This window comes from Levilactobacillus parabrevis ATCC 53295 (assembly GCF_001434055.1).
Taxonomy (GTDB): Bacteria; Bacillota; Bacilli; order Lactobacillales; family Lactobacillaceae; genus Levilactobacillus; species Levilactobacillus parabrevis.
The window spans coordinates 56,162-74,450 of sequence record NZ_AZCZ01000009.1 but is presented as its reverse complement, the minus strand read 5'-3'; the positions used below and the strand labels follow the sequence as shown (position 1 = coordinate 74,450).

Sequence of the window (18,289 nt, the reverse complement as noted above, 5' to 3'; positions counted from 1 at the left end):
TACACATAATTATTTAAACACTCGGATTTAAGGTAAACTTTTATCCGAGTACAGAGAATGTTATCCTATTAGGGTTAGACATTTTGATTGTCATCAACGGAGGGGTTTTTATGGAGCGACATCACAACACCTTGGCGCAGTTAAGAGCTAGCCGTTGGGTGTATTTGGGGGCATTTTTAATTCCGCTGGTCATCACATGTGTGGTCTTCTGGCAACTGAAGGTTACACCATTTGGCAAGCATAGTCTGTTGTTTAGCGACACGGGCGCACAGTACGTTCCGATCTTGGAGTATCTGCGCTCGACCGTGACGCACGGGCAGTTCCATCTATTTTCATTCGCATTGGGGACGGGTAGTAGTATGGTGCCATTATTGACCTACTACGTCATTAGTCCGTTTAATCTTTTGATTTTCTTCTTTCCAGCGGCGCAGTTACCGACTGCGATTGCTTGGATCGTCATTTTAAAAATTGGCACGATTGGCCTGACCATGGCGATTTTCCTGCGCCACGCATTTCTGCGTAGTGGTTGGTCACTCCTGCTGTTCTCAACGGCCTTTAGCCTATGTGGCTTTGTGGCCATGTACTTCTACGATATCATGTGGTTGGACGCCCTGATTTGGTTGCCAATCGTGGCTTTAGGGCTTCACCGAATCGTCAGTTCACACCACTTTGGTCTCTACACTGCGAGTCTAACGCTGACCGTTCTGTCCAATTATTACCTGGGTTACATGACCTGCCTGTTCTCGCTCATGTACTTCATCTACTTGACCGTGGAACACCAGCTGGTACCCACGCCTTTCAGGGAAACTTGGCGGATGCACTGGCCAGCAATTCGACAATTCATCTTCGGCTCGCTACTGGCCGGCATGATGTCGATGATTGTCCTGATTCCAACGGGTTTAGGCATGTTGCAAACGGGGAAGGGCAACTTCTTCGCGGACAACTATCTGCCTACACCACTGTTTGGACCGGAAGTGCTCGCCCAGTTTGGGGTGGGGACGACTGACTTCACATCACATCTCTATCACGCACCGAGCTTATTCATGGGGACACTGATGTTTCTCTTGCTGATCGTCTACTTCGTGTCACCGAAGATCAAAGCGGTCGAAAAGACCCGGACAATGTGGCTACTGATTGCGATGGGCTTGAGCCTGTTCTTGACGGTGTTTAACACCATCTGGCACATGCTCCAGCAACCAGCCGGCTTCCCGTTCCGAAACGTCTACTTTTTCACCTTTTTAGCCATCGTCACGGCCTATCGCGCTTGGCAAACGCATCCCGATCAGACCATGAACGATCCACAGAAGATTCTTGCCCTATTGTGGGGCGCTGGATTGTTGACGATTGGCTTCGTGTCGGCCCAATTCATCCCCAAGCTGTGGGCGAAGATGTTTCCAAGCTATAACAACGACCTTTACCTCAACAGTCAACCTAATTTCCACTTACTATGGCTGGCTTTAGGCCTGTTATTGCTCAACACCATGCTAATCTTCGTGACTGAGTGGCGACCGATTCGAATCGGCCTGCTGGGTCTGATCATCTCCTGCGAGTTGGGTGGCAACCTCTACATCGCCACGCATGGGATGGATTTCGGGTCCGAGACGAAGTTCGAGAAGTATTTCAAAAAGGACTCTGCAATTCTTAACAAGATCGATGCGTCCTCGACCAAGTTCAATCTGCACCGGGTCGACTACCTGCATTCGACGATCGGTAAAGCCTACACTGGACCGTATAACCACTACAACGATCCGCTAATGTTCGACTATGCTGGGCTGAGCTCGTACTCGTCTACACTAGACGAACAGTCACGGGTCTTCCAACACGACCTGGGCTACTTCAGTCCGAACGTGCGCCGGATCAGTGCGCAGGGCTACACGCACCTGACCGACACCCTGTTCAGTGTGAAGTATCGCCTGAACGCCGACAATAAGCATCCCGTGACGCGGTTGAACTCATATGCCGGTCTGGGATTTGCCGTACCTAGTAAGCTAGCCGACGTGCAGCTTCGCGACCAGACAGCGCTGTTCAATCAACAGATGATTCTGGATGCCTTGGGTGCACAGCCGAATACGCTGGCCCGGGCAACGGTCATGGACGTTACTACACACAAGGCCACGGCTAAGGAAGCAGCCAGAGCCACAGCCAAACGCAACCGACATCAGGGACCGCGGTACGTACAAACGTTTAAGCTCCGGGTCAACGCGACCGGACTTATGCACGCTTACTCCCCATCGGCTAACGTTATTTACTCTAGCCTGTTGGTCAACGGCAAGAAAGCTAAGCCACTGATCAACGCCGATGGTACGCGTTACGTCTTCAAGCTGGGGCAGCACACTAAGGGTGAGGTCATAACGGTCAGTTACGTTACCTCGCGTCCTCAAGCCGGTTACGGCAACGAATTCGTTTCGTTAGATCAAGCCAAGTACGTCAAACTAGCCCAGAGTCTGAAGCAGCAACGCTTCAAGCTGGACCGTAAGAGTGGCGTCACCTGGTTATCAGGCCACGTCACGGGTACGGCGCAACGGCGCTTGCTCTACGTGTCGATTCCTGATATGCCGGGCTGGCAAGCTACCGTCAACGGTAAACCGGTCAAGATTCGTTCGGCTATGCACGCTCAATCGATCATCCCCGTAGTGAAGAACTACCGCGGGATGATTGGCGTGCCGATTCACGTGGGCAAGAACCACGTGATCCTGAAGTACACCACGCCGGGGCTGACAGTGGGCGCCCTACTGAGTGCTTTAGGGGCCGCCATCTTCATCTTCTTGTTGATTGCTGGGGAATGGTTACGACCATTACGACAGCGCAAAGCACAACGTGAAGAAGATCACTCCTAATTTTAAATTTTGACAGAGGGTCAGCTCAGTTTGAGTTGACCCTCTTTTTTTACCCGCTACTTACTACTAATGTAATTTTGGCAGAATCTGTCTCACCTTTTTGCGAAACATCGCTTTAGTCCAAAATTTCTCTTCATCACCACTGCTCAAAAAAAAGACGGCCACGATTAGGCCGTCCCTTACTTCTCTTCCAATACTATTCTGATGGCCGTACCTTAGAGCGGTCAACCTCCCCGCGATGGGCCCGGTTCATCGTGACCCGCAACAGGAACGGTGCGACTAACGTAGCGATGATAATCGCTGCCACAATGGCTGAGTACCGCACCGGCGACATTAACTTTGCCGTAAATCCAATTTGGGCAATGATCAGAGCCATTTCACCCCGTGAGACCATCCCGGCACCGACTGCTGTGGAACTATCCAACGAGAAGCCGGCCATCTTGGCACCCGCTCCGGCCCCGACCAATTTGGTCAGTACCGCAACGACGGTTAGTACCGCGATGAACCCAATCTGCTTACCCAGTCCATTGAAGTCCATGTTCAGCCCGATACTAACGAAGAATACCGGGATAAATAGTGCATAACCAATGGGCTCGATATGCCGATCGACGGTAGATTTGGCACTAGTCTGCGAGATCGCGATTCCGGCAAAGAATGCCCCAACCACGTCACTCAAGCCCACCAATTCGGCCACATAGGCCATCCCAAAACACAGGATAATGGCCATCAGCGTCTGCCCCATCGGGATCATCAGGCGGTCACCGATTTTCGCCATGTATGGTGCGACCCAACGGACCACAAAGTAGATGGCCGCAAAATAAACGACCTGTTCAATCGTCGTCAGCAGTAAACTCCCGGAAGCCGCAGCGGTATCGCCCACGGCCGTCCCAGTGGTGGAAACCAGCACACTCAAGATAATCACGGCCAACACATCATCGACGACGGCGGCTCCAAGGATCGTGGTACCTTCCCGGCTGTTCAGCGCGTTCATTTCTTTCAAGACTTCCACTGAGATCGACACGGAAGTTGCCGCGAAGATCACACTGATGAAGAGACTCTCCGTGGTACCAAGGTGGTAGAGCATCCCCACCACATACGTCCCGATTACTGGAATCAGGACCCCCATCAACGCCACGAGCACACTGGGTTTCAGGTAACGTTTCAGGAGCTTCAGATCACTCTCCAGTCCCGCAATAAACATCAGAATAATGACACCCAGTTCGGCATAGCTTTCTAGGACGTGCGTCAGGCTGATCCAGCCTAACATGGCCGGGCCAATGATGACCCCCACCAAGAGTTGTCCGATGACGGCTGGAATCCCGATGCGCGTACTGTAGTGCCCGACAATCGTTGTTGCTAATAGAATTAACGTTAAATTTCTTAAGAGTTCCACGAGTAGCCTCCTTTGGCTGACAAATATAGTTTAAATTCCTATTATGGCTGGTTTTTGTGTATCGATTTAGCCCCCAATAGCTGCCCATTTTACCCCAAGCAGCCAAAAAGCGACCGCTTCAAAACGGCTCTCCCAACCCAAGGAGAACACTATTCTTGAAAGCAGTCGCTTCAACCATCTTTAATTTAATTAGTTTACATTATACAGAACAACGAACCCAACCGCAACCCAACCGCACCAGGCCAGATACTTCAGTCCCATAACTAAGCCTTGCAGCCAAAATTATTGCCTTCCGACCGCCACCACCAAATTTATAGCTACCCGCAACCCCCGAATCGTGTTAAACTAATAACGATTGTGAGGTGACGCGTGTGAAGTGGTTAGAATCTAACTTAGTCGTGATTTTTTGGGCGGTTATCTTTGGTGAGGTCATTGGCTACATCGTTGGTGCCTTGAAACAAGTAACCTACGATCCAACGTCAATTGGCATTACCATGGCAGTGGTAGCAGTTATCGCTGTCAACGGGATTATGCTACTTGGCCGGAGCGACGTCAAGTCTTCTGAAGGTAAATAAGCGTTCACAATAAGCATGACCGAAACAACCAGGACCTTTTGCAGAGAGTGGAGCAAGCCGCTTTGACTCTGAGCATTAGGGAAATAAGGAGCTTCTGTTCGGCTATGCCGGGCAGGAGTTCCTTATTTTTCTAAGCGGAGGCGTCTGGCTTGCGGAACTCGTTTCGAAGGCCGCATGTTTCCCCAGTATTCTGGCGAGAGAAAATCCAAGGAATCAAACGACAATAATCAGCAACGCTCCACGCCAGACAGGAGAATTTAACTTTCTAAGCGGAAGATAACTCGACCAGAGTGTGAAGGCGGGCGGTAGGTCCTGAGCATTAACGTAGCTAAGTGCCCGCTCGGTGGAACCGAGCCGGTGCTTAGCTGGGTTAAGCGCAGGGACCTGCCCGACTGAACACGTTTCAGAGGCCGCACATTTCCGGACATCTTGGCGAGAGAGAATCAAACGAACTAAACCAATCCAGTCACAAGCACTCACCTGTTTCCCTAAAACAACATGCCACATTAAAACAGGGCGCTACCTAGCAAGAAACAACTTCTGCCAGGTAGCGCCCTTTTCAATTACTAACCACGAGCCGCCTAAAGCTGCCCGTCTTCGGCCCGAATCTCATTCTTAATTCCGTTCATGTCCTGGTCCAGCTGATGTACCAACTCTGCCTTAGCAATTAACTCTTTGCGGAGCTCAGCCTGATGCTGGACATTCTTTTTATAACTCAGTTCATGTTCCAGTGACGCCCAGAAATTCATGGCAATCGTTCTGATCTGAACTTCCACTTTCACTGGCTCGACCCCGGCATCCAGATATACGGGGACCGACAGGATCAAATGCAGACTGCGGTAACCGTTGGGCTTGGGATGCGTGATGTAATCCTTGCGCCTTAAAATCTGAATATCCGGCTGCTTCTCCAGGCGACTCTCCATCGCGAGGATATCATCCTCAAAGCGAACAATGACCCGGATACCAGCGATATCATGCATTTCCTCTGGTAATTTCTGTAAGTCAAAATCAAAGTGCTTACGTTGCACCTTTTCCAAGATACTCTCTGGCGACTTGATTCGCGACTGTAGACTATCAACCAGTGTGTGGCCGTGTAAAATTTGATACTCCTGGTCGAGATACTCAATTTTAGTACGTACCACTTTCACGGCACTATTGTAGTCCAGCATCAACCGCCGAAAGTTATCAACCGCCGCCAGCGACGTTGGATCATTGGGAAACTGCGTTGGTAAATTCTCGTTAGCCATGTTAATCCTTCCTAGTTACGCGTTTTTTTGCCGAAAATGTCGTACTTCGGGGACGACCCACCATAACAGCAAGAAGTTCAGCAATAAAGTAATGGCGGTGAAAATAAACACCCCATTATAGTTGAAGATATTCGCCACGAGACCGCCAAACAGGGAGCCAAACATACTCCCTGCCGCCTGGAACGACTGATTCCAGCTGAAGACGGTCCCGGTCAGTTCCTGGGGCGAATTCTTAGTCAACATCGTTTGGACTGCCGGGAACAACGCCCCGTCAGATACCCCAATCATAAACCGTAAGATTCCCAGAAGCCAGATACTTGTGACGAATCCTTGGGGGAAATACATCAGTACCGCGAAGACGTAGCCAAAGATAAGGACCCGACTAGTCCCCCGCCGATCGCCGTAATCCCCTAACTTGGGTGCCGCTAGCAGCGTGGAAATCCCAGGCAGGGCAGCAATAATTCCGGCCACCAACGTAATTGGCCCGACATTGTTCATCAACTGCTTAACGTACAGACTAATAATTGGCGTGATCGAGTTATTTCCCATTTGAATGATCATCGTGGATACCAATAATACGAGAATCAACTTAGGTCGTTTGACCCTATGTAACCAACTCCCTGACTGTTCCTGTTGATCGCGGGTGATCGGTGTAAAGTGTTCATGAACCAACGTGGCACTCAGGATGAAGACGATAATCAGGAAGATTCCGGTCAGGATAAACGTCCAGCGAATGGAGAAGACCTGGGCCAGAATCCCACCGAGAACTGGGCCAATCAGGTTCCCACTGACGTATCCGGTCGTCAGGATTCCCAGTGCGCTCCCGCTCTTCCCCCGGGGTGTTTCCGCCGCAATCAGTGCCGTCGCGTTGGGAATGTACCCGGCAAAGAAGCCCTGCAAGAATCTTAGCCCGATGAGTTGCCACACATTACTAACAAACCCCATCAGGCCGATGACAATCGCCATCCCAAAGGACGAACGCAGCAACATGATCTTTCGCCCTTTAGTGTCAGCCAGCTTCCCCCACAGTGGTGAAACCAACGCAATCACGAAGAAGGTCACGGCGTAGGTCACCCCACTGTACATGGTCAGCTGTCCCTTGGTAAACGTGCCCAGGTCATCGACATACAACGATAAAAATGGCATGACTTCACTAAATCCCATGCCCGCAATAAAAGTTCCCAACCATAAAACGGCCAAGTTTCGCCGCCATTGTTCAGGTTTTCGTGTACCCACGACGTCATCGCCTCTTAACTTTTCTAAAAATGCATTAATTACTAGTGTAGCATAAAACCCGTTATACCGCCGTTATGTTGACCTCCAAATTTTTTTGTAACTTTTTTTAATAAAAGGGTTGGAATTTTGATGGTTTTGTTTCATAATAGGTGACAAGCATGTGACGTAGTTCACTTATAATTTTGTTGATAGTCTTTTCAACCCTCACTTGCCATTAATTTTAGTCATTTGAGAATCAACAAGTATACATGACGCAGATCACACAAATATTTGGAGGTAATACACATGGCTCATCGTTTAGATGGAAAAGTTGCAATCGTTACTGGTGGTACTCTCGGAATTGGTTTGGCTGTTGCCGACAAGTTCGTTGAAGAAGGCGGTAAGGTTATGATCACTGGACGTCACAGTGACGTTGGTGAAAAAGCTGCTAAGAGTATTGGCGGCCCAGATGTTATTCAATTCTTCCAACACGATGCTACTGACGAAGCCGGCTGGTTGGCATTATTCGATGCTACTGAAAAAGCCTTTGGCCCAGTGACGACGATCGTTAACAACGCCGGTATGGCCGTTAACAAGAGTGTTGAAAACACGACGACTGAAGAATGGAAGAAGCAATTGGCCGTTAACTTGGACGGTGTCTTCTACGGTACCCGTTTAGGTATCCAACGGATGAAGAACAAGAACCTCGGCGCTTCAATCATCAACATTTCTTCTATTGAAGGTCTCGTTGGTGACCCTAACTTAGGTGCTTACAACGCCTCTAAGGGTGCCGTTCGGATCATGTCCAAGTCAGCTGCCGTTGACTGTGCTTTGAAGGACTACGATGTTCGGGTTAACACTGTTCACCCAGGTTACATCAAGACGCCATTAGTTGACGACCTTCCTGGTGCTGAAGCAGCAATGTCAGACCGGACCAAGACGCCAATGGGCCACATCGGTGAACCTAACGATATCGCCTGGATCTGTGTCTACTTAGCTTCTAACGAATCTAAGTTCGCTACTGGTGCAGAATTCGTTGTTGATGGTGGTTACACCGCTCAATAAAGATTAATCTCAGTAAAAATGAAAGAATCTGGGTCAAAAATCCCTGAGTTCCAGTAATTAAAAATTGATCCTAGAAATCACAAAATGATTTCTAGGATCAATTTTTTTGTTTCTATCTGACCGCCATTTTCCCACATTCCATTCACGATAGAATCAGTTTTAGCAATTACAACTTATTCTCGTCCATTTCCAGTAAACTTTTGCGATGGATAATGGCTTCGATTAAGCGTTTACGCTTTTGATCCATACTCTCTTTTTTGCGACCTTTCTGAGCTTTCTAGAATAGCTGAAATCTAGTGTTCGAAAAATTTTATACAGATCTTGCGAATCTTTGGATTCTAACATGTGATTAACATTAGGTGTTTTCAAAATCTGTTGAACCGATTTTTGATATATGCAAATCGAAATCCGCCTTAAAAGGACTATGCTACTAACCAGTGATGCTAGCCAAACCCAAACCAGCAATAAGATTGCAACTGCAAACTCTAAAGGTGTTTCATTCATTGATAAGTTAATATACCATTCTACACCGATGATTGCTGTAGGCACGACCGCCATACAACTAGCTAGAATTCGAAATTTAAGATCATACAATTACAAACACTTACCTCTCTATTAAATTCTAAAAACCACCTAATCAACCAAAAATACCTTCAGCACGCGCTCCGATTCCAGGAACAAGCACAATTCCCAACACAAGTAAGCCGACAACGCCAGCAGCAACCCAGTTAAAATTCATGACCCATTCAACTTCAGCGTGCTCACATTCAATATGCATGGTAGTATCCTAAAACAGCACTATCGGCTTCAATTGTATTTTCCTACAAGTAATTGGTAAATGAAATTTGAGGAAATACCGCTTCAACATCATTTAAAGCTAGATACAACCAGGATCTTGAATGGACAAAAGCAGGAAGAAAATTTTCAAGAACCGAGAATTTTCGTCCTGTTTTTCTATAGAGAAGAGACTGAGTTACGTCCCCATCCCTTTTTCCGTGCTTGCGTCCCACAACCAATTCGTGGTTAAAACGAAAAATTCAGTTATTTTGTAAAAAAGCGAGACTAATCTCGTAAAATTCACATTAGTAATAAGTACAGGACTTATTTTCCAGTCAACCCAATAGCCAATGCAATCATCAGGATGATCAGGACTGCTGTCGTGATGGCCACGTAAAGGTGGTCACGTTCCTTGTAAAAGGCATAAATGGACACCACGACCCGTAAGACTGGCGTCAGGATCAGGCAATACGTCCCCAACATCATGATGGCGTATGACTTTAGTTGCCAACTGCCGACCAAGATGGCGGCCATCGTCAGTGGTACCGTGTGTCCTGCATATCCGGAATCACCAGTCACCAGAAAAATGACTAAGCCAATGCCCATCACGATGGCGGAGAGGACGACACCGACCTGTAAAATCCGACCAATAATCGTTTCGACCTGCGCCATTTCCGTCGCGGTTGCACTCTGTTTTTCTTGCATTAGAAGTGAACCCCCAATCCCTTACCCAGCATCTGAATCCCAATGTATAAGATGATGGGGATGAAAACAATCCGAATCCACCGTGCTGGTAGGACCTGCATGATCCGCGAACCAATCACAGCCCCTCCCAGGATACCGAGCGCCATGGGAACGGCGATACCGGGAAGGATGGACCCGTTGAAGAAGTACACCGTTGCACTAGCTGCCGCCGTGACCCCCATCATCAGGTTCGATGTGGAACTGGATGGCTTGAGAGGCATCTTCATAAAGGTGTCCATTGCCATCACCTTGAAAGCCCCGGAGCCAATGCCCAACAGGCCACTGGCCACGCCGGCACCGAACATGACGGAGAAGCCCGCCGGAACATTTTCAACCTGGTAGTCGATGGTCTTCATCTCAGCCTTGTCATAGTAGCTGCCGTTGAGTTTGAGCTTGCTGGCAATCTTGTCTGGCTCAACCCGTTGAAGAACTTCCTGGCCCCGCCGCAACTTACGGTACATGTTCCACCCGGAGAAGACCAACAGGCAGCCGAACAACAGATACAGATACTTCGGGTCCAGGACCCCCGTTAGCAGGGCGCCGACGATTGCCCCGATGGTGGTTGCGATTTCCAAAAACATGGCGACCCGCAAATTCAGGACGTTATCCCGCAAATAAGCGATGGTCGATCCCGAACTCGTGGCAATCACGGCAATGATGCTGGCACCAATTGCATATTTAATATTTAACCCCATTCCCAGGGTCAGAATTGGCGTAATGATCATCCCGCCGCCGATACCTAAAATTGCTCCGGCAATCCCAGCGAAGATGCCCACGCCAATCATAATTAAGGCTGTTTGAATCATCTGATGTTTCCTCCTCACAAATCAATCTACGTCCTTGATTATCAACTTTTCGGTAGCGCAGGGCAAGTTAAATCCGGTAACCAACCATCGGTATACGTTGTTTTACGCACAAGTGGAGACGAACCACCACAATCCTTGTTGTTAAGCGTCTTAGCTTTTGTCTTCGGTCACCTAGATCAAGTCATCTAACGCCGCTTCGTGCTCGTTTGCACAAGACGCTGATTCTTGAATCCTGACATTTATTTCCCAGTAGCTCCCCACAAAAGGCCGGCCTACCGCTATAGGAACCGATTACACCGCAAAAAGGCTTTGCCATACTCTAAAAATATGGCAAAGCCTTCGAATTTGTATTCCACATATATTTAATAGCTATCAATAAACCGCTGCAAAAGCGGGCTGGGCGTAATCGTCGTGGGCCAAACCAGCTTCAGCGTTGTCCGCCACGGTTGGTAGCGAATCGCACGAATACTGGTTGCCACCCCACTCGTTTCCTCCGCGACCGTCCGCGGAACCACAGCCACCCCCATCCGTGCATCGGCCCATTGCACGGCAGTTCGGGCGTCGTCACAAGTGCAAGCGATGAAGGGCTGCATCCCCTTTTGATCAAAAGTCGTCTGAAAGATCTGTTCAAACCGCCGGTAAATGATCAGCGGCACTTCCGCCAGATCTTCCACCCGCAATGTGGCCCCGGCAAAGTGATCATACTTGTGGGGCACCACTGCGACCATACTTTCCGTGGTGAGTTCCTTGCTGGTCAGTCCTGGTGCCGAAAACGGTGTTCGCACAATCGCCACGTCGATCAGGTGCTTCTCTAACCGATCGATCAACCCGTAAGTATTGTCCTCAAACAAACGAATCTGCACTTTGGGATAGTGGCGCGTCAACGTCCGGAGCTTCGCGTTGGGCGTCGCACCAATTGAAGAGGACACCACCCCCACCGACAAGACACCCGCGAGTCCCTGACCCAACGACCGCACCTGACTATCGGCTCGTTCACGCAGGTCGACTAACTGGCGAGCATAGTCTTGGAGCAGACGTCCCGCTGGCGTCAGGGTCACCCCATTCGCAGATCGATTGAGCAGAGGGACTCCCAAGTCATTTTCCAATTGCTTGATCTGGTAACTCAGCGGCGGTTGCGCCATATGCAGTTGGTGGGCAGCCGCTGTAATCTGCCCGGCATCGGCCACCGCTAAAAAGTATTCCAATTGGCGAAAATTCATGTTGGGAACCTCCCACTACGCGTTTCCTTCATTATACCAGATATCAAGGGAGGTCCGTTTCGTCCGATTCCTTACTGCGCGTCTGTTTCGTTGTTGGCACGCGATCTTTGGTGGGTAAGACTTCCTTCAAGAGATACTGCCGAATCAATAAGACAATCTGCTTATTCTGCGGCAAGTCCGAGTGCGTCGTGTCATCCCCGGTCACTGTAATTTGTGTATAGTGCGCGACTTGATTCTGGAAAACGTACTTTCCCTGGTTCACGCTGTTGGCGGGCACCGTCCCATCGCTAGAATAATTTTCGGTTCCGGCTACGGAGTACACCGTCAGCTTCTTAGGCAACTTGGACCGCCCCTTGATCAACTCGCGCAGGATCGCGGTTTGTTTGGTCGTACTGTCGGACTCCATGTTGTATGGCGTGGCAATCGTCATTAAACGATCCGGCTTCACGTGCTTGGTCTGCGCCAAATATTTCTCCGTAAAGAGGCTCAGAATCAAGCCGCCATTCGAATGGCCCAACATGGAGAAATGGTTAAAGTGGTACGTCTTGACCAAATCCTTAAAGGCCAAATTCAACCACTTAGCCTGCTTGTTAATATTGGCATAGCCGTCGCGATTATTTTCAAAAGCAATCACGATAAATGGGTGATTATCCCCCCGACGAATATTGCCGGTATAACTAACGGCGCCACTCTCGGCAACCTTGATTTTCAACACACTGTGTGGTCGCTTGGTTTCCTTACGTAGTTGCGTGATCAATGTATCAAAACGATTCTGACTGGCACTCGACCCCGGTACCATAATCGTAGGCGCCAGGGGCGTCTTATAACTCGATTTATATTTGGTGATGCGCTGCTTCAACCATACCTGGCTAGGAATGAACACAGCCAGAATGACCACGATCAGCAGCGCCCAGCGCCACCACCTACGCCGCATGGTCAGCACCCCCTTCCATATTAAGTAACCGGACGAACGGTAAATAAATCAGGACGGATACCGTGAGACACAGCATACTCAATAGCAAGGCCCGCCAGTCGCCACCCGTTCCCAGATAAGCTACGAGCGGGCCTGGGGTAGTCCGTGGCACGGGATACACAATGGGCGGCACTAATTTCAACGTAATCGCTGCCCACGCTAGCACCAGGTTCACGGCCGGGGCCAAAATAAATGGGAACAATAGAATGGGATTAAATAACACGGGCAGTCCCAGTAACGTCGACTCATTTAGATTGACGAGGTTCGGTAAGACTGTCTGCGTCGCGACTCGCCGGTAACTTGCCTGGCGCGAGCCAATCCAAATCGCAATCAACAGTGCCAAGGTCATTCCGGCGCCCCCAAAATTAGCGTAGGCATCCCCCAACGTATGAAGCGTAATGGGATGGGGCGCTCCCCATCCGGAACCGTGCTGAACGGCGTAGGCCAGATTCTGCAATGACGTGACCGAACTATTACCGGCCACATCAACGGGCCCAATCAGTCCCAGCCACCATAAACCATTGCTCACAGCCGTCACCAGCAGGATTCGTAGCCCGTTGTGCCCGGGGTTCGTGTTCAGCGTCTGCAACGCCAGGTAGACGAGGTCGTTAATCCCACCATCGGTCAGCCAGCTTAAGCCATAACCAATGCTGACCGTCACACCTAAAACAACGGTCAACGACCAGGCCACCCGCCCCGTCCAGGACAATGAAGAATGTCGATGGTGCCGCCACCACGTTGCCAATCCCCGCATGAGATGACTTGCCAGCCAGCCAACGCCTAGTCCCACGAGAATCGCCAAGAAGATTCCCTGGGGCCCCAGATTGGGCATCCAGAACTGTGCAAGATCATTGCCATGACTCGTCTGCCCAAAAGTATCGTAGTTCACATTCAAGGTCAGGAAGGCCAACGCGCTCATCAACCCGACAGCTAAGGCATCCGCGTGATAGGTTCGCGCCATGTAGTGCCCCGTCGTAAAGGCAATCATGACCGCTATCAGGCCATTCACAACAACGCTGACCGCCTGCAGAATATCTCGCCAAAATTCCAGTCCAGGTAACCAACTTCCAATATGATAAACCTGAAAAAAGAAGCCGCTCTTGGACAAACAGCCTTGCCCAACAACGTCAATTAAAGCCATCACTAAAATAAATGGATAGGCGACCCGCAGTGCCTCATGAACTGCCCGTAGCGCTCGCCATTGATCAATGCGCTGATTGGCGCGCCACAGTCCCCGAAATAAGCCAACCATTCTAACTCCCCCTACTTATGACTTCATTACTTTCATTATACGAAATTCCTTTGGAAGTGGTCGCTCAACGTCTTACAAATTTATTCATACTTAACAAGTTCACCAATTTTCAGAAAATAATTACATTTAGAATGATTCTTATGCCGCTATTGTATCAGCTTTCATTGCGTGCTACGATAGTTATGTAATGGTTTACATCATTTTCATAAAGCAAATGAAGCCGCTTCACTAGTGCCGAATTGGATAAAATTTCGACCAAAATGGAATTAATTCTTGTATGCGTTTTCAAAAGGTGTTGGTATGTTGTGGTAAACAACCAACCAACTTAGATTGATTGGAAACTATCATATGAGGTGAGAGAAATGGATTCTGCATCTAAAGCGTTGGAAAAAACCGACGTTAAGCTTCCATGGCGTGAGAAATTCGGTTGGGCAACCGGGGATTTCGCGCAAAACTTGATTTATACCACTATTTCGACGTATTTGCTATTTTTCTACACAAACGTTTACGGCCTGCCCGCTGCTGACGCCGCAACCATGTTCCTGGTTGTTCGGCTGATCGATGCCATCAACGACCCTATCGTTGGAACGATTGTTGACAAGCACACGACCCGCTGGGGGAAGTACCGTGGCTGGTTACTCTACATGTCAATTCCGTTAGCCGTACTGGCTATGCTCTGTTTCCACGTGCCAAACGTTGGCGCCATGGGCAAGTTGGTTTACGCCTACGTAACTTACGTTGGCCTGTCCGTTATCTACACGACCGTCAACATTCCTTACGGTTCCTTAAACGCCGCTATGACGCGGAACAACAAGGAATTAGTTTCCATGAGTTCCGTACGGATGCTCTTAGCTAACTTAGGCTCATTGGCCGTTAGTTTCGGTGTTCCTATCTTTGTTAAGATGATCTCTGGTGGTCACTACTCCGGTGTTCAATCACAATCTGGTTGGTTCTGGACGATGGTGATCTACGGGATCGCCGGTGCCGCAATCTTAATCTTCTGTTTCAGCCAATCCGTTGAACGGATCAAGATGGCGCCAGAACAAGAATCAAGCGTTAAGGTTTCTGACCTGTACCACCAATTGGTTATCAACGGTCCCCTGCGGACGTTAGCCATCTTCTTCATTATCACCTTTGGTTTGATGTCCGTTGTGAACTCCGTTGGGGCCTACTACATGACCTACAACGCCGGTAACGCTGGCATGATGCAATGGTACAACTTACTGGGAACCTTACCAGCCTTCATCGTGGTTCCAATTACCCCATGGTTGAACCGGAAGATCGGGACCCAATGGTTGATGCAGGGTAGCCTTGGATTAGCTGTCATTGGTTTCTTGATTATGTATGCGGTTCCAGCTACCAACTTGACTTGGACCTTCATTGGCCGGACGATTGAAGCTGCCGGAATCATCCTTTCCACCGGGTTCCAATGGGCTCTGGTTCCCCAAGCAATCACTTACGGGGAATGGAAGTCTGGTAAGCGTGAAAACGGGATTATCAACGCCGTTATTGGGTTCTTCTTCAAGTTTGGGATGGCCCTTGGTGGGGTTGTACCTGGCTACGTCTTAGCTGCCTACGGTTTCGTGGCTAACCACCAACAAACCGCACGGAGTTTAGCAGGTATCCGGATGACCACGACGATTATTCCAATTATCGTGACCGTCCTCGCTATGGTTGTCTTCGCCTTCTACCGTTTGACCGACGAAAAGGTTGAAAAGATGAACGAAGAAATCGCAGCTCGTCACGCCGCTGAATAGACCGTCGCAGATTAAAACTTAGAATTTAAAATTGGTATCCGGCTTGTTTGGGCTTGGTACCAATTTTAGAAATAGATTACTAAAATTATGAATAGGAAGTGGCTACTTTGAAGTTTACTAATGGTTATTGGTTAACTCGTAAAGAGTACGACGTTAACTCACCGGCTGAAGCATTCGAAGCCGAAAAGGATGGCAAGACCTTAAACGTCTATGCCCCTTACAAGCGAATCAACACACGGGGAGACGAATTAAACCTCGGAATGAGCACGATTAAGCTCACCTCCCCCGTCGAGAATGTTATCGGCGTAAAGCTGACGCATTTTGATCAAGATACCAAAGGCCCTTCATATGAGCTCAACAACTTAGACCCTGACGTCAACATTGACGTTACGGATAAGAAGGCTTCATTGACGAGTGGTGACCTGACCGTTTCTCTCCCACTCCGTCAACAATTTGATATGGAATTCACCGCTAATGGTAAAGTCATCACGGCTTCTCGCAACAAGGCCCAGGGCGAAATCTTAAACCACGACACCAACGTTCACTACATGCGCGAACAATTATCCGTTGGCGTTGAAGACAAGATTTACGGTTTAGGTGAACGCTTCGGGAACTTCATCAAAAACGGTCAAGAAGTTAAGATCACCAACCAAGATGGTGGGACGGCTTCCGAACAATCTTACAAGAACATTCCCTTCTACCTGACGGATGCCGGTTACGGGGTCTTTGTTGATGAACCTCAAACGGTTGATTTCGAAGTTACCTCTGAAAACGTTGACCGCGTTCAATTCAGTTCTGAAGGTGAATCCTTACAATACTACGTCATCTATGGCCCAACACCACAGGAAATCCTGCACCGTTACACCGAATTAACGGGTCGCATGCAATTACCACCTGCATGGTCATTCGGCCTCTGGCTGACGACCTCCTTCACCACTGATTACAGTGAAAAAACAGTGTTGAAGTTCATCGATGGCATGAAGGATCACAACATTCCATTGGATGTCTTTCACTTTGACTGCTTCTGGCAAAAAGGATTCGAATGGTCCAACATGGAATGGGACCGCGACGAATTCCCAGACCCAGAAGGCCTGATCAAGAAGATTCACGATCGGGGTATCAAGGTCTGTGTCTGGATCAACCCCTACATCGCCCAGAAAGGGAAGATGTTTGAAGAAGGCAAGAAGAACGGTTACTTCATCAAGCGTGAAAATGGTAACCTCTGGCAATGGGACCTCTGGCAAGCTGGTAACGCCTTCGTCGACTTTACCAACCCTGACGCCGTTAAGTGGTACAAGAGCAAGTTAAAGGCCCTGCTCGACATGGGTGTTGACTGCTTCAAGACCGACTTCGGTGAACGAATTCCCGTTGAGGATGCCGTCTTCTTTGACGGTTCAGATCCTAAGCGTGAACATAACTACTACACCCTGCAATACAACAAGGCCGTCTTCGACACAATCGAAGAAAACAAAGGTAAGGGCGAGGCCGTTGTCTTTGCTCGCTCCGCTACCGTTGGGTCACAAAAGTACCCCTTACACTGGGGTGGTGACGCCTTGTCTAACTTCAAGAACATGGCTGACACCTTACATGGTGGGCTGTCCTTCCTGAGTTCTGGGTTTGCCTTCTGGAGCCACGATATTGGTGGATTCGAAGATGGTCCCGACACGCCTACGCCAGACCTGTACAAGCGCTGGACGCAGTTTGGTCTGTTATCTTCTCACAGCCGTTACCACGGTAGCAACGTTTACCGGGTACCATGGAACTTCGATGACGAAGCCGTGGACAACACGCGGAAATTCGTTAACTTGAAGCTTTCCCTGATGCCATACCTGTACACCCAAGCCGCTCACGATACGACTTACGGTAACCCCCTGATGCGGCCAATGTGGTTCAACTTCACGGAAGACCGGACGGCACACACGTTGGACAACCAATACATGTTTGGGACCCAACTCTTGGTTGCCCCCGTCTTCAACCCTGAAGGCCACGTAAACTTCTACCTGCCAGCCGGCAAGTGGACCAGCATCATCAATGATGACGAAACTTACGACATCACTGATGGTAAGTGGATCAGCAAGGACTACGGTGAATTGGACTTGCCTGTATTGGCTCGTGATAACACGATCCTGTTACGGAATCCAAAAGCCGTTCACGCCGACTACGACTTCACCAAGGACCTGGACATCAACTTGTACGACATGCACGAAGGTTCCACTTCTGTTGCCGTCGTTGACCAAAAGGGTCAGGATACTGGTAAAGTCACAGTTGATCGCAGTGGTAACCAATTGACCGTCACCACTACTGGTTTGACTGGCTCTGCCACCATCTACGTCCACGAGAATGGGAAAGTTACTAAGGCTGCCTTAAACGGTACCGAAGCAACGATTACCCTGTAATCAACGACTTTAAGCTTTAAATTATGAAGCGT

General features: G+C 49.2%; 13 protein-coding genes. 5 read left to right on the top strand and 8 right to left on the bottom strand.

The window, feature by feature from the left end; all coding sequences use genetic code 11:
* Positions 1-110 precede the first annotated feature (110 nt).
* Complete coding sequence (locus tag FD07_RS03845) at positions 111-2,837, top strand: YfhO family protein (RefSeq protein WP_020090468.1); 2,727 nt, start codon at positions 111-113, stop codon at positions 2,835-2,837.
* Between the two features lie 196 nt (positions 2,838-3,033).
* On the opposite strand, the gene FD07_RS03840 is transcribed toward FD07_RS03845, so the two are convergent.
* Positions 3,034-4,230, bottom strand: a complete 1,197-nt coding sequence (locus tag FD07_RS03840; RefSeq protein WP_020090469.1) for a cation:proton antiporter — start codon at positions 4,228-4,230, stop codon at positions 3,034-3,036.
* A 371-nt stretch (positions 4,231-4,601) separates the two neighbouring features.
* Between FD07_RS03840 and FD07_RS03835 the strand changes: the two genes are divergently transcribed.
* Positions 4,602-4,805 carry a YjzD family protein gene (locus FD07_RS03835; RefSeq protein ID WP_020090470.1) on the top strand — a complete coding sequence of 68 codons (204 nt, stop codon included), beginning with the start codon at positions 4,602-4,604 and terminating at the stop codon, positions 4,803-4,805.
* A gap of 581 nt (positions 4,806-5,386) precedes the next feature.
* Here FD07_RS03835 and FD07_RS03830 read toward each other — a convergent pair.
* Both FD07_RS03830 and FD07_RS03825 read right to left on the bottom strand, forming a co-directional pair.
* Complete coding sequence (locus tag FD07_RS03830) at positions 5,387-6,052, bottom strand: GTP pyrophosphokinase (protein ID WP_020088891.1); 666 nt, start codon at positions 6,050-6,052, stop codon at positions 5,387-5,389.
* A gap of 15 nt (positions 6,053-6,067) precedes the next feature.
* Entirely contained in the window at positions 6,068-7,288 is a 1,221-nt protein-coding gene (locus tag FD07_RS03825; RefSeq protein ID WP_020088892.1) for an MFS transporter, read from the bottom strand.
* Between the two features lie 285 nt (positions 7,289-7,573).
* Here FD07_RS03825 and FD07_RS03820 point away from each other — a divergent pair, with 285 nt between their 5' ends.
* Complete coding sequence (locus FD07_RS03820) at positions 7,574-8,332, top strand: NADP-dependent (R)-specific alcohol dehydrogenase (protein ID WP_020088893.1); 759 nt, start codon at positions 7,574-7,576, stop codon at positions 8,330-8,332.
* A gap of 1,101 nt (positions 8,333-9,433) precedes the next feature.
* Here the strand turns inward: FD07_RS03820 and FD07_RS03810 are convergent.
* The 5 genes from FD07_RS03810 to FD07_RS03790 form a co-directional block, all read right to left on the bottom strand.
* The gene (locus FD07_RS03810; protein WP_020088896.1) at positions 9,434-9,814 is read right to left on the bottom strand and encodes a DUF1634 domain-containing protein; all 381 of its coding nucleotides are present in this window, start codon (positions 9,812-9,814) and stop codon (positions 9,434-9,436) included.
* A complete protein-coding gene (locus FD07_RS03805) occupies positions 9,814-10,659 on the bottom strand; it encodes a sulfite exporter TauE/SafE family protein (protein WP_020088897.1) in 846 nt (281 codons plus the stop codon). The genes FD07_RS03810 and FD07_RS03805 overlap by 1 nt, the downstream gene beginning before the upstream one ends.
* 362 nt (positions 10,660-11,021) lie before the next feature.
* Positions 11,022-11,879, bottom strand: a complete 858-nt coding sequence (locus tag FD07_RS03800; RefSeq protein ID WP_020088898.1) for a LysR family transcriptional regulator — start codon at positions 11,877-11,879, stop codon at positions 11,022-11,024.
* Between the two features lie 43 nt (positions 11,880-11,922).
* Entirely contained in the window at positions 11,923-12,813 is an 891-nt protein-coding gene (locus FD07_RS03795) for an alpha/beta hydrolase (RefSeq protein WP_020088899.1), read from the bottom strand.
* Positions 12,803-14,104 carry a PTS transporter subunit EIIC gene (locus tag FD07_RS03790; protein ID WP_020088900.1) on the bottom strand — a complete coding sequence of 434 codons (1,302 nt, stop codon included), beginning with the start codon at positions 14,102-14,104 and terminating at the stop codon, positions 12,803-12,805. Before FD07_RS03790 ends, FD07_RS03795 begins: the two co-directional genes overlap by 11 nt.
* Before the next feature lie 362 nt (positions 14,105-14,466).
* Between FD07_RS03790 and FD07_RS03785 the strand changes: the two genes are divergently transcribed.
* Positions 14,467-15,861: a glycoside-pentoside-hexuronide (GPH):cation symporter gene (locus FD07_RS03785; protein ID WP_020088901.1), complete on the top strand. Its 1,395-nt coding sequence runs from the start codon at positions 14,467-14,469 to the stop codon at positions 15,859-15,861.
* A 107-nt stretch (positions 15,862-15,968) separates the two neighbouring features.
* Positions 15,969-18,257, top strand: a complete 2,289-nt coding sequence (gene yicI, locus FD07_RS03780; protein ID WP_020088902.1) for an alpha-xylosidase — start codon at positions 15,969-15,971, stop codon at positions 18,255-18,257.
* Positions 18,258-18,289 lie beyond the last annotated feature (32 nt).